This window comes from Chloroflexia bacterium SDU3-3, assembly GCA_009268125.1.
GTDB lineage: Bacteria > Chloroflexota > Chloroflexia > Chloroflexales > Roseiflexaceae > SDU3-3.
Genome location: WBOU01000012.1, coordinates 11,377 through 36,889, shown reverse-complemented (window position 1 = coordinate 36,889; position 25,513 = coordinate 11,377). Strand labels below are relative to the sequence as shown.

The window sequence follows — 25,513 nt, the reverse complement described above, 5'->3', positions numbered from 1 at the left end:
CCCTCTACTGAAACGCGAACGACCGCCCATCCGCCAGCCGGAGCGCGCGAACGATCACGTAGTACAGCCACATCTCCAGCTCAAGCCCGGGCTGGTCGCGCGGCAGGGTCATAGATTCGGCGTCCAGATCCGTGCCGTGGTCAATCGCCAGATCAAGCTCCTGGATATCGTAGGGCCACGCCGTCCCCTGGCGGGCCACATCGAGCATCTCGGCCACATAGCGGCGCGCATCGGGGATGAGCTGGATCGGCTCGTAGCGCTGCGATGCCGCGCTATGATGCCGCGCGATCGCCGCCACCGTGGCGCGGGCCAGCGAGTCATTGCCGAGCGACTCGAAGATTAGGTTTGCCGCCAGCGCCGCGCTCTCGCAGGCGTGGTGGGGGCGCGGCGTCTTCCGCGTGAAGGCGCGCTCCAGGTCGCGGTGGTGCGGCTCACTATCGGTGTGGGCGAAGGGGGCCTTGCGCGGCTGGTAGGCCTCGGCCTTAGCCGGGAAGGTGGAAACCAGTGTAGCCTGCCAGCCCTGCGCCCAGCCCTGCCAGCCCTGGCCCAGCTTGCCGATGTCGTGGCAGGCGATGGCTAGGCGGATGGCCCAGTCCACCGCGCCATCGGCTAGACCAGCCGCCTGCTCCAGCCGCCGTGCGATGTAGCGCGCATCATCGGCCAGCCGCGACTCGCGGTAGGCCCGCAGCAGCCCGCCGATATGCTCGGCGTAGGACTCTTGGTCGTACCCGCCGTAGATCTGGCGCGTAGCCTGGCCCTGCACTTTGCTGCTGGCAAACGGCTGGGTCGGCCAGTGCGTATCCAGCGCGCCATCGCGCAGCACCAAACCGATGTCGGACGAGTAGCTGGCGATATCGGGCGAGAGGGTGAGCATCAGCGCGCTGGCAATTCCCTCACGGGTGGCCACCGGCTCCCAGCGATAGCGCGGCGGCACGCGCTCACCCGCGTCGGTCGGCGGCTCCTCGATCTGCGCGGCCCACATGATCGGGCCGTCGTCGCCGAAGCCGCGCCGCTGGGACGCCGCCTCGTGCAGGCGATCCCAACGCCCGATCAGCTGCCCCGGGGCGAGCGAGAAGCTCTGCCAGTCCCACGGGCGCTCGGTGATAGCAGCGTTGGGGTCGGGGTGGATAAGCAGCGAGACCTGCTGGACATCGCGGATGAGCGTGGTAGCGATTGCACGCTCGGCGAATGCCCAGCCGCGGTACATCTTCTCGCGGATGAGCGGCTGCTGGCGGCGGAAGGTATCGAGCAGGGCGGCATCCTCCTCGCTATGCACCGCGTCGATCACCTCCTGCTCTTGGGCAAAGCCCACGTGCTGCCCGCGCAGGCGGTCGAATGCGACGCTGGTGGCCAGCGTCTTGGCCTCGTCGTAGGGGCGGTAGCTGGTCTTGCCATCGTCGTTGGGTGGCACGGGGTAGATGTGGACCTGGCCGCGCTGCTGGGCGAAGCGGGCGCAGCGCCCGGCCCGCTGGATGATGCTGTTGGCGGGCGCAGCCTCGCTGTGCAGCGTGCGCACCGAGATGTCGAGGCCAACCTCGACCACCTGCGTGCCAACTACGATCACATCCTCGCCCAGGTAGATGTCGCCATCCCACGCTTGTTTCCCAAGGCGCTGCTCAAGCTCGGCCTGCTTGCGCTGCCGATCATCATCGGTAAAGCGGCTGTGCAGCAGCAGCACCCTGGTAGGGCTGCCCTCCAGCGCCTCGCGCAGAGCCACAAACACCTGCTGGGCGCGCAGCACGGTGTTGCAGACCACCAGCGAGCAGCCCTGGTGGGTATCGAGGATGGAGCGCACATCCATCGGGCTATCGTGAACAGTGACATGGCGCGTGCGCCCGGCATTCAGCGCATCCAGCTCGCTCGGGCCACCGTCGGGCGATGGCGCGGAATCCACCGATATCACCGTCGCATCCAGCAGCTGCGCCAGCTGCCCGATCAGCTGCGAGGAGAAGGTGGCGGTCATCAGCACAAACGGCGTGAGCTTTTTCCCCTGGCCGTTGAGCATCTGCAGCATCTGCAGCGCGGTGGTGCGCGCACCCCACGCGCCCTTGCCATCGCGGGCAAGCGGGTAGAGGTGGAACTCGTCGAGCACCAGATACGAGCCGATCACCGCGCCCACATTTAGGTTGGCCCGCCGCCCCCCTATACCGTAGGGGATGCCGAGGAAGCTGGCCAGCAGCTGGTCGATGGTGCAGAAGGTCAGCGCCGACTCAAGCTGGCTGTCCATCGGCTGCTCGCCGGTCTGCACCTGCACCAGCTGCTGGCCAAAGGTCTGGTAGATATCCTTCGTCCGCGTCGACCAGTGGCGATCGATAGCATCGCCCAGCGAGCCGAACTCGCCAAAAAACTGGCTGGCCAGCACCCGCAGCGGCACCGCGTAGCGGCAGGTCAGCGGCATGCGCAGCGGCGTCTCTGGCCCGCCGCCCACATGTTCCGCCAGATGCTGCACAAAGGGGTTCAGCGCCGCCCGCGTTTTGCCCGCCCCGGTCGGGGCCTGAAGGATGACCCGCTCACCCCGCCAGACCGCCTCGAACACGCGCTGCTGAAATGGACGCAGCGCAAGGCCGTTTCCAACGTTCATCGTCTACCCTCCAAACAGCGATCCCAACAGATCAAGGTCTGGCCCATCCCCATCGGCTGCGGGCCGATCCAGGCCATACATCCGCATCTGCCGCCGCAGCTCGCCGATCTGCTGCTCGCGCAGGCCGCGCGGCTCGATCACCTCGCAGGCGGCCCCCCAGCCACGAATCCAGGGCAGCATCTCCTGCAGCTCATCCACTTCGGCCCGCCAGATCAGGCGGCCAGCCGCGTCGCGCTCCTTGCGCTCGGATGGGTGCCAGATCGTCTCCTCTACCCGCCGCACCGCCATCGGGTCGGCAAAACGTAGCGTCACCGCCGTGGGCTTATCGCCCTCATCAAACCAGATGCCCCAGGCCCCGGCCAGCAGCGCCTGCGGGTCGAAGTCGGCGGGCAGGTCGAACGGCTCATCAGTCACCAGCACCCGCTCGATGCGCTCTAGCTTGCGGGTGCGCAGCTTGCCTGGCGGCTCGGCCATGCCGATCACATAGGTGCTGTGGCCGATGGCCGACGGCTCCAGGAAATAGGGCGCGAAGGTGTGCTGGTAGGCCCGCGCGGCGTGGAGCGGGCGATACCAGATCTGCACCTTCACCCCGTTGGCCCAGGCCTCAGTCAGCTTTTCCAGCGCCCGCTGGTGCTCGCTGGCCTGCCTGGGCAGGCGCTGGCGCAGCGCCGCCGCCGTCGCCACCATATGCCCGCCGAGGTGCGGCATCACCCCCTGCAGCGAGAGACCCAGCTTTTCCAGCGCCTCGACCGTATGCGCGTTGGGCCTATCGCTGTAGCGAGCCAGCAGCCGCCCGGCCAGGAAGAGCGACATCGCCTCGTGCAGCCGCAGGCGCAGCGTGCTGATGTACGCCGTGCGCTCAAGGTAGAGCCAGCCGTGCTCATCCACGCGCAGCGGCAGATCGGTGTCGGCCAGGCTCTGCACCATCCGCGAGATCGTCGCGGGGCTGACCCCGCAGCGGCGGGCGATCTCGGCCTGCGAGAGCGGCACTTTGGTGGCGAGCAACAGCTTCTCGATCTGCAGATAGCGCTCGGAGCGGGCGAAGGTGCGATTCATGGCAATTCCTCGTGCGTGGCGATGCCCTGAGCATAGCATGACATCGTGCGAAAAATGGTAACAACCAAAAAAACTCGTTGGCTAATACGGCTCGTACATGCTGACCTTCCCCTCGGCTTCTTGCAGAATGACCCCGCGATCATGCAGATCCACCAGATCGCTGTAGACGGTCTTGCGCGGCACGCCGATGCGCTCGGCCAGCTCGGCGACGGTCAGCTCGTAGGCGGCGCGGATGATCTCGACCTCGCGCTCAAGGCGCGCCTGCTTTGCCTGCTTGCTGCCAAACATGAAACACCCCCTAGACGAACCACGGATACGTTGTGGCTAGTCTGGGGGGTGCGTGTTGCATGTACCGCAACGCCAAAGGATCGTGGCGGCGGAAAATTGGCTGCGAAGCATGGCGCGCCTGCGACTGCAAGTCAGTGTGAGAGCAGGCATATCATAGCACAGTCTGCTCGTTAGGAGATCGGGCTGGCGGTGTCGCCCAGGTGCAGCGGCGCGGCCTCGGGCGCGCGCCAGGGCCAGGGGCCGAAGCGCAGGCCCAGCACCGCCGCGTAGTAGGCCAGCAGCGCCCACAGCGGGAAGGGCGGCACCAGCACGGCGGCGTAGGGCAGCGCCGCGAACAGGCGCGCGCCCTCGGTGAGCCAGGCCAGGAAGAGGTAGGCGGGCAGCGCCGCCAGCTGGCCCAGCGGCAGCCAGACCAGCCCGGCCACCAGAGCCAGCGCGCCGAACAGCATGGCGTAGGGCACCACCGGCAACAGCACCACGTTGGCCAGCGGCGCGACGATGCTGAGGTTGCCAAACGCGTAGAGGATAAGCGGCAGGGCCAGGATCTGCGCGGCCAGCGTAGCGGTGAGCGCCTCGCGCGCCCAGCCCAGCCAGTCGGCGCGCAGGAAGGTGCGGTTGAGCAGCGCCTCGGTGCCCTTGCCGAACGCGAACAGAGAGGCCGTGGCCAGCGCGCTCAGCTGGAAGCCCATGTCCCACAGCACCTGCGGGTTCCACAGCGCCATGGCGGCGCACGCGGCGGCCAGCGTGGTCCAGGCGTGGGCGGGGCGCTCCAGCCGCTGACCCAGCACCACGATGCTGCCCATCACCGCCGCGCGGATGACCGTGGGCGTGAGGCCGACAAACGCGGTGTACAGCCAGATCGTGGTGAGGATGGCCCAGAACGCCGCGCGCTTCGAGAGCCGCATGCGCTCGGCCAGGGCGTAGAGCGCCGCACCGATGATGCTGATATTCCATCCGCTTATGACAAGTATGTGGCTCGTGCCGGTGAGCGAGAAGCTCTCGTAGACATCCTCGGGGATGGAGGACTGGATGCCGAGCAGGATGCCCACCGCCAGCGACGACTGCGGCTCGGGCAGCTCGCGCAGCAGGGTGCGGCGGGCGGCGTCGCGCAGGCCGAGCAGGGCGGCCAGCAGCGCGTTGGGCGGGCGCTGCCCGAGCGCGCGCACCTGGGTGGCATCCATCAGCGAGAAGATCTGGCGGCGGGCCAGGTAGTCGCGGTAGTCGAAGTCGCCGGGGCGCTTGGGGCCGTTGGGCGTCTTGAGCGTGCCGGTGAGCAGCAGCACGTCGCCGTAGCGGCGCTCGGGGTAGGCGGGCAGCTTCACCAGCACCAGCCCCTGAGCAGGGGAGCGCCGCCCGCCCAGGGCTACCATCTCGGCCTGCACCAGCACGCTCTGGCCGTCGTCGGTGCGCTTGGGGTCTTCGGCTACAACGCCCTGGATGGAAAGCTCGCCCGCGCCGTTGCGCAGCCAGATGCTCTGGGGCGTGGGCTGCACCTGGGCCGAGGCCAGCCGAGCGCCGCCGAGCGCCGCGCAGCACAGCGCCAGCAGCGCCAGACGCAGCCGGGGCGCTCGGCCCGCGATCGCAGCACCCAGGCCACATAAAGCCGCCGCCGCCAGGAGCGGCGGCAGCGGAAGATGCAGCAGGTCGGCAATCACGATGCCGATCAGCCAGGCTAGCGAGAGGGTGATCAGTCGCATGGCGCATCTCCTAACAGTAGCGGTTTTGCCAATACGCCAATAGACCGCTATCGTCAGGAGTGCGTTACGCGGGCGTATCGCTGCTTTTTCAAAATAAAAGCTCTTTTCTGACAAGTGGTATCATCACATCGGGGCGATGCTACTTGTCTAGTGGTGCATGCCCGGCACGGCTGGCCCCTCGGGGCCAGCCCTCACATATGGCACTTTTTTGGGGAGCGTTGCCTGGGGGCAAGGCGCTGGGCTGCGTCGGGCCGATCGTACTGCCGCGATCAAGGGTACATACCCTGCGCAGGGCATGCACTCCCCTTCAATCCCCCAATGTTCGGCATGCCTGTGCCGTTTCCTGGTAAGTCGGGCCGACCGTACTGCTACCATCAAGATGATAATCGTTCTTGGAGAGTGGGTGGATGCCCTGCGCGGGCGGCGCCTAGGGGCCAGCCCCTCGGAACCCCGCGAGGGGGTTACACCCCCTTCGATCCCCCAATTTGAGGCATTCCTGTGCTGATCGCTGACAGCTGGTGTTCGTACATATGGCCAGCTAGCACGAGTAACACCTTCGCCGCATGGGAAGGGTGGGTACGATTCCCGATCTCACGTGTTGTCCATGGCTTAGCACACCGGATGATACGTTTTGCCGCTTCCCAATGACCTACTCAAAAGATGGCACCTGCTGAGGGTGTCCCCCCTTCGATCCCCCAATATTCGGCGTTCCTATGCCGTTTCCTGGCGGCTGGTGTTCATGCATATGGCCATCAAGCGACACCTTCGCCATACGGGCCGGATGGAATGATGATTTTGCCTTGTCCTTCTGCATCCCTTCGTATCTTCGCGTCTCTGTGGTATGGATCTCTTTTATCCCCTTCGTGCCTTCGCGTCTTCGTGGTAAACGGTTCTCCCCTACCCCCCCGACATGGACTTCAGGCCGCTGCCGGTGAGCGGCACGACTAGCGTGGCCGCTGCGCCCAGCAGCTCGCGCACGGCGGGCAGGGCGGCGGCGGCCACCGCGCTGGTCGGCTCGACCAGCAGGCCGCTGCGCTGGAGGTCGGCCTGGGCGGCGGCGATCTCGGCCTCGGGCAGAGCCAGGGCCGCGCCGCCGGTGGCGCGGATGGCGCGCAGCACCTCGCGGCCACGGATGGGCGCGGCGATGCGGATGCCCTCGGCGATGGTGGCCTGCTCCTCGGCGGGGCGGGGCTGCTCGCGGCCCGCCGCCCAGGCCTGGGCCAGCGGCGCGCAGGCGGCGGCCTGGGCGGCGTACATGCGCGGCAGCCGCGCGATCAGCCCGGCCTGACGCAGCGCCGCAAAGCCCCGCGCGAGGCCCAGGAACAGGTTGCCCTGGCCCACCGGGCAGACCAGCGCGTCGGGCGCGCGCCGCCCCAGCTGCTCCCAGATCTCCCAGGCGCAGGTCATATGCCCCGCGATGCAGAAGGGGCTCCAGGCGTGGCTGGCGTAGACCAGCCGCTCGGCGTCGGCTGCCTGCTCGCAGGCGGCGGTGGTGGCCGAGCGCGGCCCCTCGACGCGGCGCAGCTCGGCCCCGAAGCAGGCGATCTGCCGCCGTTTGGCATCCGAGGCATGGGCGGGCACATACACCCGGGACTGCAGGCCCGCCGCCGCCGCGTAGGCTGCCAGCGAGGCCCCGGCGTTGCCGGATGAGTCCTCGACCACGGCCCGCACGCCCTGGCCCAGCAGGTGGCTGAGCAGCACAGCGGTGCCGCGATCTTTGTACGATGCGGTCGGCGCGAGGAACTCCAGCTTGGCCAGGAAGCCCGTGCCGCGCAGGCTGGCCGCGATCAGCGGCGTGCCGCCCTCGCCGAGCGAGACGCGGCGCGAGGCTGGCAGCATCGCGCCGTAGCGCCACAGGCCGCCATCCTGGCGCAGCGCGTCGGCGGAAAAATGGGGAGTGCTGGCAAGCTCCAGCGGGCCGCCGCACGCGGCGCAGCGCCATGCCAGTGGATCGGCGGGCTGCTCGCACAGCCCGCACACCAGGCGGGACGGGGCGTGGGTCGCACGCCCGCCCCGCTCAACCGAACATGAAATCGTCATCGATCACCTCATGCCTGCGATGGCAGCGGCTGCCCAACCGGGGGCAGATCCAGCGAATCATGGGCCAGCGCCTCGTCGGGCTGGGCATCGGGGATGTCGCTCTCCAGGTTCCAGAGCGGGCGGAAGGCATAGCCCACCAGCGTGATCAGGATAGTTAGGAAACCGATAATAATGATCAGCAGCGCCATGCCGCGCCCTGGCCCCGCGCCGATCAGCGCGCCCAGGCTGCCCGCCAGCGCGCCGCCCTGGGCCATCAGCGGCTCGAACACGCGGTCGGAGAGCGGCCCGGCCAGCAGGAAGCCCAGCGGCATGGTCGAGAACGCGATCATCTGGTTGATCGAGAACACGCGACCGTGCAGGTAGTGCGGCACCTTCACCTGGATGAGCGAGGTGTAGCAGCTGTTGCCCAGCGCCAGAGTCAGCGTGTAGAGGAACATCCCAGCGGCCACGAACAGCGTGCTCGGCTGAAGGCCCATGATCACGATCACGGCCCCATTCACCACCGAGAAACCCAGGATGCCGCGCATCAGCTTGTCCGGCCCGCCCCACAGGCTCATAAACAGCGCGCCGATCAGCGCGCCCGCGCTGCCCGCGATCGAGACCACCGCCACATCGGCAGGGCCGCCGACGCCGTGCAGCACCATCGGCGTGATCAGCACGCCCATGATCGCCAGCAGCAGGTTGGAGATGGCCGCGTGGATGAGCAGCGCCATGAAGCCGAAGCGGCTGGTGACATAGCGCCAGCCCCGCGTGATCTCCACCATCAGCGGCTCGCGCCGCCGCCAGGGCATGGAGTTGGGGAAGCGGATGAAGAACATCAGCGTGACGGCGAAGATAAAGCTGGCCACATCGATCAGGATCACAGCGGGCAGGCCGACCGTGACCACCAGCGCGGCGGCCACCATGGGCGCGATCATCTGGCCCGCCGAGTCGGCCATCTGCACCACGCTGTTGGCCTGCACCAGATAGCGCTTGGGCACCAGCTGCGGCACCGCCGAGCTGTAGGCTGGGCGCTGGAACGAGGAGCAGACCGCATTCCAGGCCATGAACGCGAACACATGCCAGAGCTGAAGCTGGCCCGACCAGAGCAGCGCCGCCAGCGAGAGCGAGCCGACGCCCGCCGCGAGATCGGAGACCAGCATGGCCAGCCGCCGATCCACGCGGTCGATCAGCGCGCCCGAGAGCGGCGCGAGCAGCAGGCCAGGCAGCACCGAGCAGACCGAGAGCAGCGCGAACAGCGTGACCGAGCCGGTCTGGGTGTAGACCCACACGCTCAGCGCGAAGCCGGTGAGCGCCGAGCCGGTGAGCGAGATGAGCTGGCCGAGCGCCACCAGCAGGAACACGCCGATGCCGGGCCGGGGCTGGCGATTGGCCTGGGGCGCGGGCTGCCACGCTGCGGCGTCGGCGGGCGGCGCGGAGAGCCTGCCGCCCGTGACGATGCGGGCCAGCTCGGCGGCGCGGTGCTTGATGAAGTAGTGCCCGGCGCGCGGCAGCACGGCTAGCCGCACCTGGCCGCTGAACAGCTCCCACTCGCGGAAGCGCTCCTGGTAGTACTCGGTCAGCGGGTCGCGCTCGCCGACTACGCACACGATCGGCGCGGCCAATGGGGCGTGGTCGGCGTGGGCCAGGCGGCGCGTGAAGTACTCCTCGGCGTCGCGCGAGTCGTGGCGCAGGTTGCGCACCACGCGGCGCACCTCCTCGGGGTCGAGGTCGTCGGAGAAGCCGCCCATGGAGCGGAAGAACAGCTTAAAGGTGCGGTCGCTCGACAGCCGGTCAATCACCCCGGTGCGGGCCAGGAAGTCGGAGACCTTGCCGGGCAGGCGCGGGTTGGGGAAGGCCCCGCCGATGTAGACCGCCCGCAGCGCCACGCCCTCGACCTCCAGCAGCCGCGCGGTCTCCACCGCCAGCGCGCTGCCCGAGCAGTGGCCGTAGAGCGACACCGGGCCCTGGATGCTGCGCTTGATCTCATCCACCAGCATGCGCGCCACCTGCTCCAGCGGCAGCGGCGGCTCGCTGGCGTCGTCGTGGCCGGGCAGGGCCACGGCGTAGAGTGCGCAGCCCGGCGGCATAGCCTTGGCCAGCGGCTGGTAGCTGATGGCGCTGCCGCCACCGTAGGGGATGCACACCACCGAGAGCGTGCGCTGGGCCTGCGGCGCGGTCAGCTCGTGCAGCAGCGCGCCCTCGGGCTGCGCGCCCGCCGCCAGGTGCTCGGCCAGGCCACGGATGGTGGGGAACTTGAACAGGTCGATCACGCGCAGCGGCGGGCCGAAGCGGTGGGTCATGCGGATGGCCTTGAACGACTCGCCGCCCAGGTCGAAGAAGTTGTCGTCGATCCCAACGGCGGGCAGGCCCAGGATCTCGGCCCAGATCTCGGCTAGGCGCTGCTCGACGGAGGTGCGGGGCGCGCTGGATGGGCTGGCGCTGGCGCTGGGCGCGGCGGGCGCGGGCAGCGCTGCGCGGTCGACCTTGCCGTTGGGCGTGAGCGGGATCTGCTCCAGCGCAACAAAGGCCGAGGGGATCATGGCCTCGGGCAGGTGCTCCTTGAGCGCCGTGCGCAGCTCGTGGGCGCTGGGCATCGGGCCGCTGGGCACCACATAGGCCACCAGGCCCATGCTGCCCGCGCCGTCCTCGCGGGCCACCACCACAGCCTGGCGCACCGCAGGCAGGCGGCTGAACGCCGCCTCGATCTCGGCTGGCTCGACGCGGATGCCGCGCACCTTGATCTGGTGGTCAACACGGCCCAAAAACTCGATGCTGCCGTCGGCGCGGTGGCGGGCCATGTCGCCGGTGCGGTACATGCGCGCCCGCTCTCCCCCCGCGAACGGGTCGGCCACGAAGCGCTCGGCGGTGAGGTCGGGGCGGCCAAAGTAGCCGCGCGCCAGCCCAGGCCCGCCGATGTAGACCTCACCCACCACGCCGGGCGGCACCAGCTGGCGCTGGGCATCCAGGATGTAGATGCGGGCGTTGTCGATCGGCCGACCGACCAGCGCGGTGCCGCGCGCGGCATCGTCGGCGGGCAGCGGGTAGTAGCTGGATGTCATGGTGCACTCGGTGGGGCCGTACTGGTTCACCACCTGCAGGCCCGGCCCAAACACCCGCCTGGCCCGCGCGCCGTCCTCTAGCGGCAGGCGCTCGCCGCTCACCAGCATCAGGCGCAGCGCATCCAGATGCGCGCCGCCCTCGCCCACCTCGGCCAGGGCGCGCAGCATGGTGGGCACCACGCTCAGCACGCAGCTCACGCGCTCGTCGCGCAGCACCCGCAGCAGCTCGGCAGGCTCGCGGGCGGCGTCGGATGGCACCAGCACCACGCGCGCGCCCACCGTCAGCGGCCCGATCATGTCGCGCACCGAGGCGTCGAACGAGCTAGAGGCGACCTGCAGCACGGTGTCGGCGGCGCTCAGGCCGTAGGCGCGGGCCAGGAAGCCCAGGTAGTTGATCACCCCACGGTGCAGGCTCATCACGCCCTTGGGCTGGCCGGTGGAGCCAGATGTGAACACGATGTAGGCCAGCTGATCGGGGATGGTGCGCGCGGGCAGATTCTCGCGCGGCAGCGAGGCAAACTGCGCCCCGCCCGATTCAAGCGCCAGCACCTCGCCCGCGAAGCCGGGGAAGCGGGCGCGCAGCTCGTCGCGCGTCAGCAGCAGCGGCGCTTTGGTCTGGTCGAGCATGAAGGCCAGCCGCACCGTCGGGTAGCTGGGGTCGAGCGGCACATAGGCTCCGCCCGCCTTCAGCACCGCCAGCAGCGCGATCGGCAGCTCGGGCGAGCGCTCTAGGCAGACGCCGACCGGCACCTCTGGCCCCACGCCAAATCGGGTGAGCGCGTGGGCCAGCTGGTTGGCGCGCTCGTTCAGCTCGCGGTAGGTCAGCTGCTGCGCGCCGTAGGTGATGGCCACCGCGTCGGGCGTGCGGGCGGCCTGGGCCTCCACCAGCTGGTGAAACCCCTGCGCCTGAGGCGGCTGAACGGTATCGCCCTGCCAGGCATGCAGCAGCTGCTCGCGCTCGGCAGGCCGCACCAGAGCCAGATCGGCGATCCGCCGGTCGGGGTGGGCGGCGATGTCGGCCAGCAGCGTGAGGAAGCGGCCCTTGAGCGACTCGACCGTCGCGGCGTCAAACAGATCGGTGTTGTAGACCAGCGTCCCGCCAAAGCCGTGGTCGCCATCGTAGAAGTAGGCCGACAGATCCGACTTGGTCGACCCAACATCCACACCCACAAAGCTAGCCTTCAGCCCCGGCATGTCCAGCGTGGCCTCGGGCGTGTTCATGAAAATGAGCATGGCCTGGTAGAGCGGCGAGTAGCTGAGGTTGCGCTCGGGCTTCAGCTCCTCAACCAGCTTCTCGAAGGGCACATCCTGGTTGCCGTAGCCATCCAGCGCAGTCGAGCGCACCTGGCGCAGCAGCTCGCGGAAGCTGGGGTTCTCGCCCAGCCGCACCCGGAACACCAGCGTGTTCAAAAACAGCCCGACGATCCCCTCCAGCTCGGCGCGCTGCCGCCCAGCCACGGGCGAGCCGATGCAGACATCGGTCTGGCCGCTGTGGCGCGCGAGCAGCAGGCCAAAGGCCGCCAGCATGGTCATGAACGGCGTCGCACCCTCGGCGCGCGTGAGGGCGTGCAGCGCATCGCCCACGGCGGGCGGGATGACAAAATCGGTGGCCGCGCCGTGGAAGCGCTGCATCGGCGGGCGCGGTCGGTCGGTCGGTAGAGTCAGCAGGGGCGGTGCGCCTGCCAGCTGGCCGCGCCAGAAGCCCAGCTGCGCGGCCATGCGCTCGGCATCCAGCCAGCCGCGCTGCCAGGCCGCGTAGTCGGCATACTGCAGCGCGGGCGGCGCGAGCGGGGCGGGCCGCCCCTGGGCCGCAGCCGCGTAGAGCGCGGCCAACTCGTTCAGCAGCAGCGTCACCGACCAGCCGTCGGCGATGATGTGGTGCAGCACCAGCACCAGCACGTGCAGCTGCGGCGCGATCTGCACCAGCGCGGCGCGCAGCAGCGGGCCGCTGGCCAGATCGAAGGGGCGGCTGGTGAGGCCCAGCGCGACGGCGCGCGCCTCCTCCTCGCTGGCGGCGGCGTGCTGCTCCAGCGGCAGGGCGAGCGCGGGCGCGATCACCTGGGCTGGCTCGCCATCCACGCTGGCAAAGCTAGTGCGCAGGCTCTCGTGGCGGGCGATCAGGCCGTCGATGGCCTGCTGCAGCGCGGGGACGCTCAGCTCGCCCTCTAGGCGCAGCGCCTCTAGCATGTGGTAGGAGGTGCTGCCGGGCATCAGCTGGTCGAGGAACCACAGGCGCTGCTGGGCAAACGAGAGCGGCGCGGGGCCAGCGCCAGTGCGCGGCGCGATGGCCTCGGGCTGGGCGCGGGTGCCGCGCCCGCGCAGGCGCTGCTCCAGCAGCGCCCGTTTGGCGGTCGAAAGCTCGCGATGGGTGAGTTCTTGCTGTGACACGTTGGGTCCCTTCCTTAAAGAGAAGCTGCGAGCCGCTCGGCCTCGGTCTCATCCATATCGCCAATTTCCGCCATCAGGATGCCCTCGATCGCCTCGGCCTGCTCGGCGGGCGTGGGCATCTCGAACACCATGCGCAGCGGCAGATCCAGCTCGAAGGCGTCGCGCAGGCGCACGATCAGCCGCGTGGCCAGCAGCGAGTGCCCGCCAAACGCGAAGAAGTTATCGTACACGCCCACCTGCTCGCGCCCCAGCACCTCGCCCCAGATCTCGGCCACGGTCTCCTCGGCTAGGCTGCGCGGCGCGACAAAGGTCTCCGCCGCATCCTGAGGCGTGAGATCGGGCGCTGGCAGCGCGCGCCGATCGATCTTGCCGTTGGCCGACACCGGCAGGGCCGCCAGCGCCACGCAGGCGGCGGGCATCATGTACTCGGGCAGGCGCGAGCGCAGGAAGGCGCGCAGCTCGCCCCAGGCGGGCGGCGCGGCGGCGGTGATGTAGGCCACCAGCCGCAGGTCGCCGGGCACATCCTCGCGGGCTAGCACCACCGCTTCCTCCACGTCGGGGTGCTGGCGCAGCGCCGCCTCGATCTCGCCTAGCTCGATCCGGTAGCCGCGCAGCTTCACCTGCTGGTCGGCGCGGCCCAGCAGCTCCAGCGTGCCATCGCCCAGGAAGCGGGCCATGTCGCCAGTGCGGTACAGCCGCTCGTCGGGGGCCGCGCCAAACGGGCTGGCGATGAAGCGCTCGGCGGTGAGGTCGGGGCGGCCCAGGTAGCCGCGCGCCAGACCCGCGCCGCCCACGTACAGCTCGCCGGGCACCGTGGCGGGCTGGGGCCGCAGCATCGCATCCAGCACATACACCTGGGTGCCGGGGAAGGGCCGCCCAATCGGCACCATGCGCTCGGTCGGCTCCGCCGAGGGTGGGATCTCGTAGTAGGTGCTGTCGATCGTGGCCTCGGTCAGGCCGTAGGTGTTCACCACGCGGGTCTCGGGGCCGCAGAGCGCGCGCAGCTCCTGGGCCTCGCGCACCAGCCAGGCATCCGAGCCGACCAGCAGCAGCCGCATGTGGTCGAGCCGCTGGCCGCTGTCGCGCAGGTGGCGCATCAGCTCGCGCAGCACCACCGGCACGAACTCGGCGCAGTCGATGCCGTGTCGGCGCATGTAGGCGTAGAGACGCGGCGGCTCCAGCAGCAGGTCGCGCGGGCACAGCACCAGCCGCGCCCCCGAGCAGAGCGCCCGCACCCAGTCGCCGGTGAACACATCGAAGGTGGCGCTGGCCATCTGCAGGTGAGCACTGGCGGTCTCGCGCAGGTGGAAGACCTGCTCCCAGCCCTGGTAGGCGTTGGCCAGGCCGCCGTGCGTCACCACCACGCCCTTGGGAGCGCCGGTGGAGCCGGATGTGTAGATGATGTAGGCGGCATCCTCGGGCGCGACGCTGTGGGCCAGCGCCGTGGGTGGCAGGCCCGCCAGCTCGGCGGCGTGCTCATCCAGCCCCAGCAGCCGCGCCGAGGCCAGGGCCAGCGCGCCCGCCGTGGCCCGCTCGACGATCACCAGGGCCGCCCCCGCATCCTGGGCCAGGAAGGCCAGCCGCTCGGGCGGCTGCTCGGGGTCAAGCGGCACATACGCGCCGCCCGCCTTCAGCACCGCCAGCACCGCCACCAGCAGGCGCGGGCTGCGGCCCAGGCAGATGCCCACATGCGCCCCCGGCACCACGCCGCGCCGCTGGAGCAGCCGCGCGAGCTGGTTCGACTGGCGGTCGAGCGCGGCGTAGCTCAGCGTCTCGTCGCCGCTGGCCACAGCGGGCGCATCGGGTCGCTCGGCGGCCTGCTGCGCGAACAGGCGGTGCACCGGCAGCGGGGCCAGCCGGGGGGCCTCGCCCGCCCAGCCGCGCAGCGTGGCCTGCTCGGCGGCGGTCAGCATGGGCAGGTCGGCGATCGGGCGGTCGGGGTCGGCCAGCGCGGCCTCCAGCAGCGTCACGTAGTGGCCAAACAGGCGCGTGATCGTCGCCCCGTCGAACAGCTCGGTGCTGTACTCGATCTGCGCCTGCACGCCGTTGGGCGTCATCGTCAGGTCAAACGAGATCGGCATGCTGCTCGACTCCATCGGCACCGCCCAGGGGGTCACATCCATGCCATCCAGGCGGAAATCCTGCGTCGGCACATTATGAAAACCAAAGGTCACGTCAAACAAGGGCTGGCGGTTGATATCGCGCATCGGGTTGAGCTTCTCCACCAGCAGCGCGAACAGCACATCCTGATGCTGGTAGGCCTCGCTGGCCATGGTGCGCACGCGGGCCAGCAGCTCGCGGAAGCTGGGCTGGCCGCTCAGATCGGTGCGCAGCACCAGCGTGTTGGCCAAGAAGGCGATCACCGGCTCTAGCGCGGCGTGGGTGCGGTTCGCCATCACCGTGCCCACCACCAGATCCTCCTGGCCGGTGTAGCGGGCCAGCAGCAGCTTGAACACGGCCAGGAAGGTCATGAAGGGCGTGGCGCCCTCCTGGCGACTCAGGCGCTGGGCCGCATCCACCAGCTCGGGCGGCAGCATGTGCAGCTGGAAGGCACCGCGCTGGGTGGGAAACGCGGGCTGCGGTCGGTCGGTGGGCAGCTCCAGCACGGGCAGGGGCGCTGCCAGCTTGCGCATCCAGTAGTCGAGGTGCGGCTCCATGGCTGGGCTGCGCATCTGCTCGTTCTGCCACACCGAGATATCGGCGCACTGCAGCGCCAGCGGCGGCAGGGCCAGCGGGCGACCGGCGGCGTAGGCGTTGTAGATCTCGCACAGCTCGCGCTGGTAGGTGCCCATCGACCAGCCGTCGCTCACGATGTGGTGGATGCCAAACATCACCACCCACTCGGCCTCGGCCAGGGAGAACACGGCGGCGCGGGTCAGCGGGCCTTCGGCCAGCGCGTAGGGCTGGCTGTTCACCTCGCGGGCGATCCGGCCCGCCTCGGCCTCGCGCAGCGCGGGCGGCAGCGCGCGCAGGTCGAATGTGCGGATGTGCATATGCCATGGCGCATTCACCTGCTGCATCGGCTCGCCGTCGCGCTCCACAAAGGTGGTGCGCAGGCTCTCGTGGCGGCAGATCATGGCGTCGAAGCTGCGCTGGAGCAGGCCGACATCTAGGTCGCCCGCCACGCGGTAGGCGATCACCGAGTTGTAGGCCACACCCTCGGGGTCGAGCTGCTGGATGAGCCAGAGCCGCTTCTGGCCCGACGAGCACGGGAAGAGCTGCGGCTCGCCGCTGCGCGGCAGGGCCGGGATGTCTGGCCCGCGCGGGGCCGCGCCGCCCTTCTGCTTCAGCATGCGGGCCAGCAGCGCCTGGCGCTCGGGCGAGAGGCCATCCACGCGCCTGCGCAGATCGCTCTGGTCGCCCGCGCTAGGCGGCTGATCCACACTGGGCGCGTGGCGCACCTGCTCGCGGAAGTAGCGCTCGAACGGCTCGACGCCGATGGAGGAGACGAAATGTTCGGCGGCTGAACGAGAAAGTTCGCTTGTCCGCTCATACACCCGCTGGTCGGCCAGCAGACAGCCCAGCGCCTCCTGCCACGGCCCCAGATCCTGCTCGGGCACCACCGGCAGCGGCATCAGCTTCTGATCCACACCGCTCTGGTAGCGCTCGATCGCGCGCACCGGCAGCAGCCCAGCCACGCCCAGCGCCGCCTCGGACAGGCCGCCCACATCGCTGGCCAGCACCGGGATGCCGCGCAGCATGGCCTCCACCACCACTAGGCCGAAGGTCTCATCCCACAGCGAGGGCACCAGCAGCACCCGTGTCTGCTCGAAGATCTCGTCGATCGCATCCGCTGGCGGCAGGACCGCCACGTTTGGCAGCTCCGCCAGCGCATCTAGATCGGCCTGCGTGGTGCCCCATGTTGGCACGGCGGCGAACGGCACATCGGGCATGGCCCGCGCCAGGCCCAGAAAGATCGGCAGGCCCTTGTAGGCGCAGGGATTGATCAGCGTGACGTAGCCCGCGCCAAACGAGCCGAGGTTGGGGAAGGGGCCAGTACCATAGGCCGGGAAGGGCAGCACCGCCGCATCCATCCCGCTGCCGCGCGCGATCTCGTCGCGGATGGCGCGGCTGGCCGCCACGATCCCCGCTGTGCGCCGCAGCAGCGCCGTGCCGGTCTCGTTGGCCAAAAACGAGCGCGGGCCAAACGGCAGGTGCTGCACCGTGTGGGCCAGAACGATCACGCGGCCAGGGCAGGCCTCCAGCGCCGCCGCAAGCGTGATCATGCCCGGCTCGTCGGTGGGCACCAGCACCACATCGGGCTGAAACTCGCGGCCCTGCGCGGCGATCCGCTGGCCAAGCTGCGCCATCTGCAGCACCGCGTGCACCTCGACGCCCATCAGGCGGAAGCGCACCGCATCCTGCTCCACCGCATCCGCCGCGATCCCGCGCGCGGCCAGCTCATCCACAAACTGGGCGACGGTGCGCCTGCCCTGGCCGCCGGAGATCGTCACGATCGCGCGGCACTCGTGGCCTCTAGCCGCCAGCGCCTCCATCAGCAGGCGATTAGCCTTCACCGCGCCGCCGTGGGCGGGCACGTAGAACATATTTTGCGCCAGCAGAATCTTCATAGCTGCTCCTCTATGGGGGTCGGTTGGGCGCTAGCCGCGCCCTGGCGCAGCCGCGTGGCCAGCGCCTGCCGCTGCGCGGCGGTGAGGCCGCGCAGCCGATCGCGCAGCCCTGGGTCGTCGTTTGGCGTGAGCGGGGCCGCACCCCTGGCCAGCTGCTCGGGGCGCAGCAGCGCCTCTAGGTGCTCGCAGGCGGCGGCCAGCGACTGGGCGGGCGCGATCTGGCTGGCCCAGCTGGCGCAGCGCTGCCGCGCCTCGGGCGTGGCCAGGCTGGCCAGCTGCTCGACCACAGCGGGCGAGGACCAGCGCTCGGGCGCGGCCCACTGGGCCAGCCCCAGCCGGTGCAGCCGCGCCGCGTTGTCGGGGCGGTCGGCCCCATCGGCCAGGATCAGCTGGGGCGCGCCAGCCCACAGGGCGCGGGCCAGCGTGCCCATGCCGCCGTGGTGCAGCACCGCGCCCACCTGTGGCATCAGGGTGCGGAAGGGCAGGGCGGGAAACCAGTGTATATTCATTGGCAGCGGGCTGGGCACCAGCTCGCGGTGACGCGTGACCAGCAGGGCGCGCAGCCCGGCGCGGTGGCAGGCCTCCACGGCGGCGCGGTAGAACTCGGCGTGCAGCAGCTGCCCCGTGCCGCCCGTGATCAGCACCGGGTGGGGGTGGCGCTGCAGCAGCTCGCGCAGCTCAGGCGGCAGCTCGCCATCCTCCGCCGCATCGTGCAGCACAAAGCCCACCGGCGCGAGCGAGCGCGGCCACTCTGGCTCGGGCGGCGCAAACCACTCGGGCCAGAGGCCCAGCTGCACCTGGGGCGAGTCAAGCCAGCGCCGCCAGTCGCGCACCGGCGGCAGCCCCAGGCCCTGGCGCAGCTGGTTGATGCCGCCGGACAGCACCTGGCCGTACATGTAGCTGGTCACCGGCAGGGTCATCAGCTGGCTGGGCGAGAGCGCCACCCAGGCCACCGGTGCGCCGGTGGCCTCGCCCAGCATCAGCGCGGCCAGCCCCGAGGTGTGGCGGGCCACGATCACCGTGTCGCCAGGCACCACGAGCGCGCGCAGGGCTTGGAACTCCTCGTGCATCTGCTCGAACTGGCGGTTGCGCTGGTAGAAGCGGATCAGCGACTGCGGGTCGTGCAGCGGGTTCATCAGCAGGTGCGAGTCGTCAAGCTGGCGCTCGTACTGCTCGGCGGTATCCAGTGGCAGAAACGCTAGCCCGGCGTCGAGCGTGGGCCGCTGGTAGTGGGCGTGGGTCATGAGGGAGACATCGTGGCCGCGTGCGCGGAGGGCGGCCCCGAGGGCGATAAACGGCAGCACGTCGCCGTTGGTCCCGTGGGTCGCCAGTAGCATCCTGGACATGCGAACTCTCCTAGTACGCTGGTCGCCGGTGCGGATCGGGGCGCGCGTGGCCCCCAGCGGCGACCTGGGATGGTGCTGCGCCTGGAACGCGATGCCCAGGCGCGATCTTCAACCTAACTGCGCTGCAACCAACAACCAGCCTACCCCTGCTCCGCCAGCAGCGCCGCGATCTCCTCATCCGAAAGGCCATCAAGCTGGGTCAGCAGCGCCTCAAGATCCTGCTCGTCGGCCTGCTCGATCCGGCAGCGCTCGATCAGCTGCGCGGCATCCACGATCGTGAACGACCCGCTGATCAGCACCTGCATCGGCAGCTCGACGCCGAATCTATCGCGCACCCGCACCATAAACTGCACCAGCCGCAGCGAGTGCCCGCCCACATCGAAGAACTGCGCATCGGCGCTCACCCGCTCCACGCCCAGCAGCTCGGCCCACATGGCGGCCACCGCTTGCTCGGTCTCGCTGCGCGGGGCCACGTAGCGCTGCGGGGCCTGGGCCTGATCGGCCTGGGACTGGCGGAGGGCCGCCATGATCGGCCCCACCGCGTGCAGCTGCGTGGCGATGCGCTGAAACACTTCCCACGTGGCCAGCGCCACGCCCTGCGGCGCGGGGGCCGCACCCTCGAGGTCAGCGGGCGCGGGGGTCTCGTGCTGCTCGGGGCTGTAGCTAGCCGCCGCCGCCGCGCTGGCTGGCAGCTGGTAGCGCGCTGCGCCGCCCACCTGGGCGCACGCCACCTCGCCCAGCCCATCCAGGAAGCGCCGCGCGGGCAGGTTTTTGGCCGTGGGGATGAAGGGCAGCGCCACCTGGGCCAGGCCGCGCGCCTGGGCCTCGCGCCCAAGCCATGCCAGCATCTGGTGCTCCACGCCCCGCGCCAGGGTGCGGCAGCTGAGCAGAAAGGTATCGACCAGCAGCGCGTCGCCATCGCCCCCATAGATCAGCACGCCCACCAGCCCGTAGTCGCCAAAGCGGTCGCGCACGTGCACCACCTGCGCGCCCACGCCCTCGCGCAGCAGGCTTGCCAGCTCCGCCGAGGTGCGCCGGACGGTAGTAAGGTTGAACTGGTTGGTGCGCTGGGTCAGCTGCGCCGCCCGATCCAGATGCGCGACCTCAAGCGGCTGTATGGTTACTTCTAGCCCCAGACCATCGATAAAATCGCCCAGGCTGGTCGTCTCCTGGCGGAACCGCTCGCGCTGGGCCTGCTCGTGGTAGCGCGTGGCCCGCTGGCGGTCGTCCTCGGTCACGCGGATGCGGTCGGCGGGCCACAGGTGGCGCACAAACGCGGCCAGCTGCGGCTCGGCGGGCACCTGCAGCGCCAGCACCTGCGGGCAGGACGCCCGCACCTCGGCGCACTCCAGCGGGCTGTCGTCCAAGAAGAGCACGCTATCAAGGCCCACCCCCAGCGCCTGGGCGATCGCCCGCAGGCTCTGCGACTTGGCATCCCAGTTCACGTAGCGCAGGCTCAGGTGCTCGGGCCGCAGCAGCATGTCGGCGCGGGTATCGAACACGGCCTGCACATCGGCCTCGCTATTTTTGCTGCACAGGCAGATCAGCATGCCCGCCTGCTGCTGGGCCACCAGGAAGGCCTGCAGCGCGCGATGGCCCGGCCCGATCTGCAGGCCCTGCGCGCTATCCTCGCCGCACACCCCGCCCCACAGCGTGTTATCGCAGTCCACCGCGATCACCTTGTAGGGCTGGGCCAGCAGCGCGCGGATCGCCCGCGCCAGCCGCGTGCCCAGCGCGGCGAAGAACTCCTCGGTATAGGGGATCTGGCCCAGCTCGTCGCCATAGGGGTTGTCGTACTGCGGCACGGGGTACAGCTCCAGCAGCTCGGCGGATGGCAGCAGCACCACGCCAGGCAGATCGGCCAGATCGCGCAGCAGATCGGCCTCCAGCTGGGCCAGCAGCGCGGCGCGGCGCGGCTCGCCCTGGGCTAGCCCTGAGGCCGGGCACAGCGCGATCAGCAGCGGCACCCGCGAGCGCGCCGTAAACTGCCGCACGATCTGGCATAGATCGGCCCTGGTGCGCTCGGTGGCGGCCTCAACCTCGGGCCAGTCGCTCACATCGGTGATGTAGCGCAGCCAGTCCTCGGGGCGGATCAGCAGGATGTTGACACCGCTCTGATTAGTGGCGAGCAACCCGGTGGGGTCAAGCAGCTGTTGGAAGACCTGGTAGAGCGGGGCAAAGGAGATGCGAGCCGCAATGGCTAGCTCGCGCATCCAGAAGCACAGCGACGGCTCAAGCGGCTCGGCGGTGAAGGTGGCGGCGATGTTGATAGCGCAGGCTGGGGCGACTGGTGCGGCGGGGCGGGCGAGATGCTCGACCTCATCGTGTGAACTCATGCGAAACCTACTCCTCATAGGGTTAGGGGGCTTCTTTGCCGGAACGGATACGCATTCGCATCAACGATCTGGGGTTTTGGGCGCGGTGGTGCTCCTCTCTGGCCCGGCGGGGCGAGGCTGCCTAGCGGACGCGTGACACAGCTCTCCCTACGCTTTGGGGCCAATGCGCAGTGCCATCAGAAGATACGACGGTATAGGGAAGCGCTCGTCACCTAACAACCATATGTCGTAGATGATGTAGTAGGAGATGTTTAATGAATTGCTAGGATGGGGTTACTATACTCTATTGTTTAACATCCGTCAATTGTTTAAGCGGGAGCGGTTTCAAAACGTGTACTGCAATGAATTGAAAGAAGATAGATTATACTGATCGCTATAGCAAGAAATCCGAGGAAGTTGTACCCCCTCGGATTGTACATTTTCTTTACCAAATCTTTACAAATGGGCATAAAAATTGGACCAGGCGGCCAGATCTGCCCCGATCAGCGCACCACAATATCGGCCACCGACTCAACGATCTGCGAGGGGCGATAGGGAAAGCGCTCGACATCCGCGCGCCGCGTGACGCCCGTGAGCACCAGGATGGTCTCCATGCCGCTCTCCACCCCGCCGATGATATCGGTATCCATGCGGTCGCCGATCATCACCGAGTCCTCGGAGTGGGCGTCGATGGCGCGCAGCGCGGTGCGCATCATCAGCGGGTTGGGCTTGCCAATGAAGTAGGGCGTCACCCCCGTGGCGGCGGCGATCAGCGCGGCCACCGCGCCTGTGGCGGGCACCATGCCGCCGTCGCCCGGGCCAGACACATCGGGGTTGGTGGCGATGAAGCGCGCGCCCGCCGCCACCAGCCGCGAGGCGCGGGTGATCCGCTCGAAGCTGTACGAGGTTGTCTCGCCCACCACCACATAGTCGGGCTGGTGCTCGGTGATCACATAGCCGATGTCGTGCAGCGCCGTGGTCAGGCCCGACTCGCCCACCACATAGGCGCTGCCGCCAGGGCGCTGGGTGTGCAGGAAGCGCGCGGTGGCCATGGCGGATGTGTAGATCGACTCGGCGGGCACATTCAGGCCGATCCGGGCCAGCCGAGCCTGTAGATCGCGCTGGGTGTAGATCGAGTTGTTGGTGAGCAGCAGGAACTTCGCGCCCGCCGCCTGCAGCCGGTCGATAAACTCGTTCGCGCCGGGCACGGGATCCGACCCGCGCACCAGCACGCCATCCATATCGCTCAGGTAGTTCTTTGGCATAGGTTCTCCCTTTCGCTCTGAAAAATTTTACCACCAAGACTCCAAGGCACCAAGGAGACAAAAAATGGTTTCCACGAAGACGCGAGGGCGTGGAGCAAAGAAAACAGCAGGGGCCGGAGCAGCATCTGCCCCGGCCCCACCTCGGCTGCGCAACGCCAGCCCGCGCTATAGCTCCACCGTCGCGCCGCTGGCCACCGCCGCATCGGGGCCGAAGGCCGCCATGCCCACGTGGGGGCGGATGACCACATTGCGGCCCACCACCGCGCCCGAGGGGATGTGGGCGTCGCGGCCCACCAGGGTCAGGCCGGTGTTCAGCAGGTCGGGCGTGCGCTCGTTGGCGGTGTTGTCCTCGCCGCTGCCCAGCTGCGTGCTCTCGCCCACGTACACGCCCTTGTCCAGGATGCAGTGGTCCACCACCGCGCCCGACTCGATCACCGTGTCGGTGAGGATGATCGAGTCGCGCACCACCGCGCCCTCGCGCACCACCACGCCTGGGCCGATCACCGAGCGGCTGACCGAGCCGTAGATCCGGCAGCCGTCGCACAGCAGGTTGCCCGCCACCCGCGCGGCCCCGCCGATCTCCAGGGCGGCCCGCTCCTCGCTCTTGGTGTGGATAACCCACTCGGGGTCGTACATGTCCAGCGCGGGGGTCTCGGTCAGCAGCGCCATGTTGGCCTCGTAGTAGGCCTGCACCGTGCCCACATCGGCCCAGTAGCCCTGGAAGTGGTACGAGCGCACCCGAGTGCGCTGCACTAGCTGGGGCATCAGGTCGCGCCCGATGTTCTGCTCGGTGGAGTGGGCCAGCACATCCAGCAGGAAGCTCTTGCGGAACACGTAGATGCCCATGGACGCCAGGCTCGATCGGGTGCGGCGCGGCTTCTCCTGGAACTCGTTCACCGTGCCCTCGGAGTCCACCGTCACGATGCCGTAGCGGCTGGCCTCGTGCGGGCTGACCGAGTGGACGGCCAAGGTCAGATCGGCGTCGCGCTCCTGGTGGGCCTCGATCATGGGGCGGTAGTCCATCTTGTAGATATGGTCGCCCGCCAGCACCAGCACGGCGTCGCACGGCTGCTCGGCGATGAAGTCGAGGTTGGCGCGCAGGGCGTCGGCGTTGCCGCGCTGCCACGAGCCGCCCTCGGATGTCATGTAGGGGTGCAGGATGCGCACGCCGCCGATGCGGCGGTCGAGATCCCACGGCTTGCCCACACCGATGTGCGCGATCAGCGAGCGCGGGCGGTACTGGGTCAGCACGCCCACGTTGTAGATGCCAGAGTTCACGCAGTTCGAGAGCGTGAAGTCGATGATGCGGTACTTCCCCGCGAAGGCCACCGCCGCCTCCGACCGCTCGGCGGTCAGCACGCTGAGCGCGGGGCTTTCACCGCCCGCGAGGATGAGCGCTAGGGTGCGCAGCATAGTTTCTCTCCTGCCAATCAGATCGTCTCGCCCGAGGCTACGACATCGCCGGTGAAGTCCTCCTCGTCGCTGTCGGCGTTGATCACCACATTGCGCCCGATCGTGATCCCGCTCGCAATATGCGCGCCCTTGCCGACAACCGTGATCCCGCTGTTCAGCTTGTCGGGCTGGGCCTTGTTGGGGGTGGTCAGGTCGTCGCCGTGGCCTAGCCGCACGCCCGCGCCGATCACCACATCCTTGTCCACGATCACGCGGTCCAGCACGGCCCCCGGCCCGATCCAGGTGTCGTTCATCACCACGCTGTCGCGCACCACCGCGCCCGGCGAGACATACACGCCCGGCGAGAGCACCGAGCGCTCGACCTGGCCGCGCACGATGCAGCCGTTACACACCATGCTGCGCTCCACCCGCGCCTGCGGGCCGATCTTGGCCGGGGGGCGCTCCTCGGAGCGGGTGTGGATGACCCACTCCGGCTCGTAGAGATTCAGGCCGTTCTCGGGGTCCAGCAGATCCATGCTGGTCTGCCAGTACGAGTCGATGGTACCCACGTCCACCCAGTAGCCCTCGAACGGGTAGGCGAACACCTGGTCCTCGGCGATCATGGCGGGGATGACGTGCTTGCCGAAGTCTACGCGCGAGCTGCCGTCCGCGCCCTCGCCCAGGCGGCGGCGCAGGGCCTCGGCGCTGAACACGTAGATGCCCATGGAGGCCAGCGTGCCCTTGTCGCGGGCCTTGGGCTTCTCGGTGAACTCGACAATGCGCTGCTCGTCGTCGGTGGTCATGATCCCGAAGCGGTCGGTCTCATCCAGCGGCACGTGCATCACGGCCACCGTCAGGTCGGCCCCGCGCTGCTGGTGGTAGTCCAGCATGCGGCTGTAGTCCATCTTGTAGATGTGGTCGCCCGACAGGATCAGCACGGTGTCGGCGCGGCTGGCGCGGATGTAGTCAAGGTTCTGGTAGATGGCGTCGGCGGTGCCTTTGTACCAGCTTTCGTCGCGGCGGCCCTGGTAGGGCTGCAGCAGCTGCGCACCGCCCCGGCTGCGGTCCATGTCCCACGGCTTGCCATTGCCGATGTGGGCGTTCAGCGAATGCGGGCGATACTGCGTCAGCACGGCCACATCGAAGATGCCGGAGTTGACGCAGTTGGAGAGGGTGAAGTCGATGATCCGATATTTTCCAGCGAAGGGGACGGATGGTTTGGCGCGCTTCTCGGAGAGCACGCTGAGGCGCGTGCCTTCGCCGCCAGCTAGGAGCATTGCTACAACTCGCACAGAGAGCCTCCCGAACAGACTTCGTCGATCTACGGGCAGTACACTATACCATAGCTGGGCAAGATGGGGGCCAGCGGCGCGGGCAGTGCGCGATCGTTCGGCAGCATGTTTTACCACCAAGGCTCTAAGACTCCAAGGGGAGAAAAGATCTAGAGAAGAGTGCCAAGCCAGCCCCACCCACCTGGCCCATGCGGCGAAGGTGTCGCTTAGGTCTTACTGGCCATATTCACGAACACCAGCC

At 69.0% G+C, this 25,513-nt stretch carries 12 protein-coding genes; all 12 read right to left on the bottom strand.

Going from position 1 to position 25,513, the window contains the following annotated elements:
• Positions 1–4: 4 nt before the first annotated feature.
• On the bottom strand, positions 5–2,581 hold the full coding sequence (gene cas3 / locus F8S13_18725) for a CRISPR-associated helicase Cas3' (GenBank protein ID KAB8141442.1): 2,577 nt from the start codon (positions 2,579–2,581) through the stop codon (positions 5–7).
• Between the two features lie 3 nt (positions 2,582–2,584).
• A complete protein-coding gene (locus F8S13_18720) occupies positions 2,585–3,676 on the bottom strand; it encodes a WYL domain-containing protein (GenBank protein KAB8141441.1) in 1,092 nt (363 codons plus the stop codon).
• 42 nt (positions 3,677–3,718) lie between these two features.
• Positions 3,719–3,925: an HTH domain-containing protein gene (locus tag F8S13_18715; protein ID KAB8141440.1), complete on the bottom strand. Its 207-nt coding sequence runs from the start codon at positions 3,923–3,925 to the stop codon at positions 3,719–3,721.
• Positions 3,926–4,095: 170 nt separating this feature from the next.
• A complete protein-coding gene (locus F8S13_18710) occupies positions 4,096–5,622 on the bottom strand; it encodes a ComEC family competence protein (protein KAB8141439.1) in 1,527 nt (508 codons plus the stop codon).
• A gap of 897 nt (positions 5,623–6,519) precedes the next feature.
• The gene (locus F8S13_18705) at positions 6,520–7,662 is read right to left on the bottom strand and encodes a pyridoxal-phosphate dependent enzyme (GenBank protein KAB8141438.1); all 1,143 of its coding nucleotides are present in this window, start codon (positions 7,660–7,662) and stop codon (positions 6,520–6,522) included.
• An 8-nt stretch (positions 7,663–7,670) separates the two neighbouring features.
• Positions 7,671–13,091, bottom strand: coding sequence for an amino acid adenylation domain-containing protein (locus tag F8S13_18700; GenBank protein ID KAB8141437.1), 5,421 nt, complete (start codon positions 13,089–13,091; stop codon positions 7,671–7,673).
• Positions 13,092–13,105: 14 nt separating this feature from the next.
• Entirely contained in the window at positions 13,106–17,662 is a 4,557-nt protein-coding gene (locus F8S13_18695; protein KAB8141436.1) for an amino acid adenylation domain-containing protein, read from the bottom strand.
• Positions 17,659–19,008: a glycosyltransferase family 1 protein gene (locus tag F8S13_18690; GenBank protein ID KAB8141435.1), complete on the bottom strand. Its 1,350-nt coding sequence runs from the start codon at positions 19,006–19,008 to the stop codon at positions 17,659–17,661. The genes F8S13_18695 and F8S13_18690 overlap by 4 nt, the downstream gene beginning before the upstream one ends.
• Before the next feature lie 140 nt (positions 19,009–19,148).
• On the bottom strand, positions 19,149–21,344 hold the full coding sequence (locus tag F8S13_18685; protein KAB8141434.1) for an HAD-IIIC family phosphatase: 2,196 nt from the start codon (positions 21,342–21,344) through the stop codon (positions 19,149–19,151).
• Between the two features lie 482 nt (positions 21,345–21,826).
• Entirely contained in the window at positions 21,827–22,588 is a 762-nt protein-coding gene (locus F8S13_18680) for an HAD family hydrolase (GenBank protein KAB8141433.1), read from the bottom strand.
• Positions 22,589–22,753: 165 nt separating this feature from the next.
• Positions 22,754–24,001, bottom strand: coding sequence for a glucose-1-phosphate adenylyltransferase subunit GlgD (glgD, locus tag F8S13_18675; protein ID KAB8141432.1), 1,248 nt, complete (start codon positions 23,999–24,001; stop codon positions 22,754–22,756).
• Positions 24,002–24,018: 17 nt separating this feature from the next.
• The gene (locus F8S13_18670) at positions 24,019–25,272 is read right to left on the bottom strand and encodes a glucose-1-phosphate adenylyltransferase (GenBank protein KAB8141431.1); all 1,254 of its coding nucleotides are present in this window, start codon (positions 25,270–25,272) and stop codon (positions 24,019–24,021) included.
• Between the last annotated feature and the right edge of the window lie 241 nt (positions 25,273–25,513).

Bases quoted from the DNA above. Each gene is read 5' to 3' on its own strand.
- F8S13_18680 (KAB8141433.1), bottom strand. From the start codon at position 22,588: ATGCCAAAGAACTACCTGAGCGATATGGATGGCGTGCTGGTGCGCGGG.
- F8S13_18695 (KAB8141436.1), bottom strand. From the start codon at position 17,662: ATGAAGATTCTGCTGGCGCAAAATATGTTCTACGTGCCCGCCCACGGC.
- cas3 (KAB8141442.1), bottom strand. From the start codon at position 2,581: ATGAACGTTGGAAACGGCCTTGCGCTGCGTCCATTTCAGCAGCGCGTG.
- glgD (KAB8141432.1), bottom strand. From the start codon at position 24,001: ATGCTGCGCACCCTAGCGCTCATCCTCGCGGGCGGTGAAAGCCCCGCG.
- F8S13_18705 (KAB8141438.1), bottom strand. From the start codon at position 7,662: ATGACGATTTCATGTTCGGTTGAGCGGGGCGGGCGTGCGACCCACGCC.
- F8S13_18715 (KAB8141440.1), bottom strand. From the start codon at position 3,925: ATGTTTGGCAGCAAGCAGGCAAAGCAGGCGCGCCTTGAGCGCGAGGTC.
- F8S13_18690 (KAB8141435.1), bottom strand. From the start codon at position 19,008: ATGTCCAGGATGCTACTGGCGACCCACGGGACCAACGGCGACGTGCTG.
- F8S13_18685 (KAB8141434.1), bottom strand. From the start codon at position 21,344: ATGAGTTCACACGATGAGGTCGAGCATCTCGCCCGCCCCGCCGCACCA.
- F8S13_18720 (KAB8141441.1), bottom strand. From the start codon at position 3,676: ATGCTATGCTCAGGGCATCGCCACGCACGAGGAATTGCCATGAATCGC.
- F8S13_18710 (KAB8141439.1), bottom strand. From the start codon at position 5,622: ATGCGACTGATCACCCTCTCGCTAGCCTGGCTGATCGGCATCGTGATT.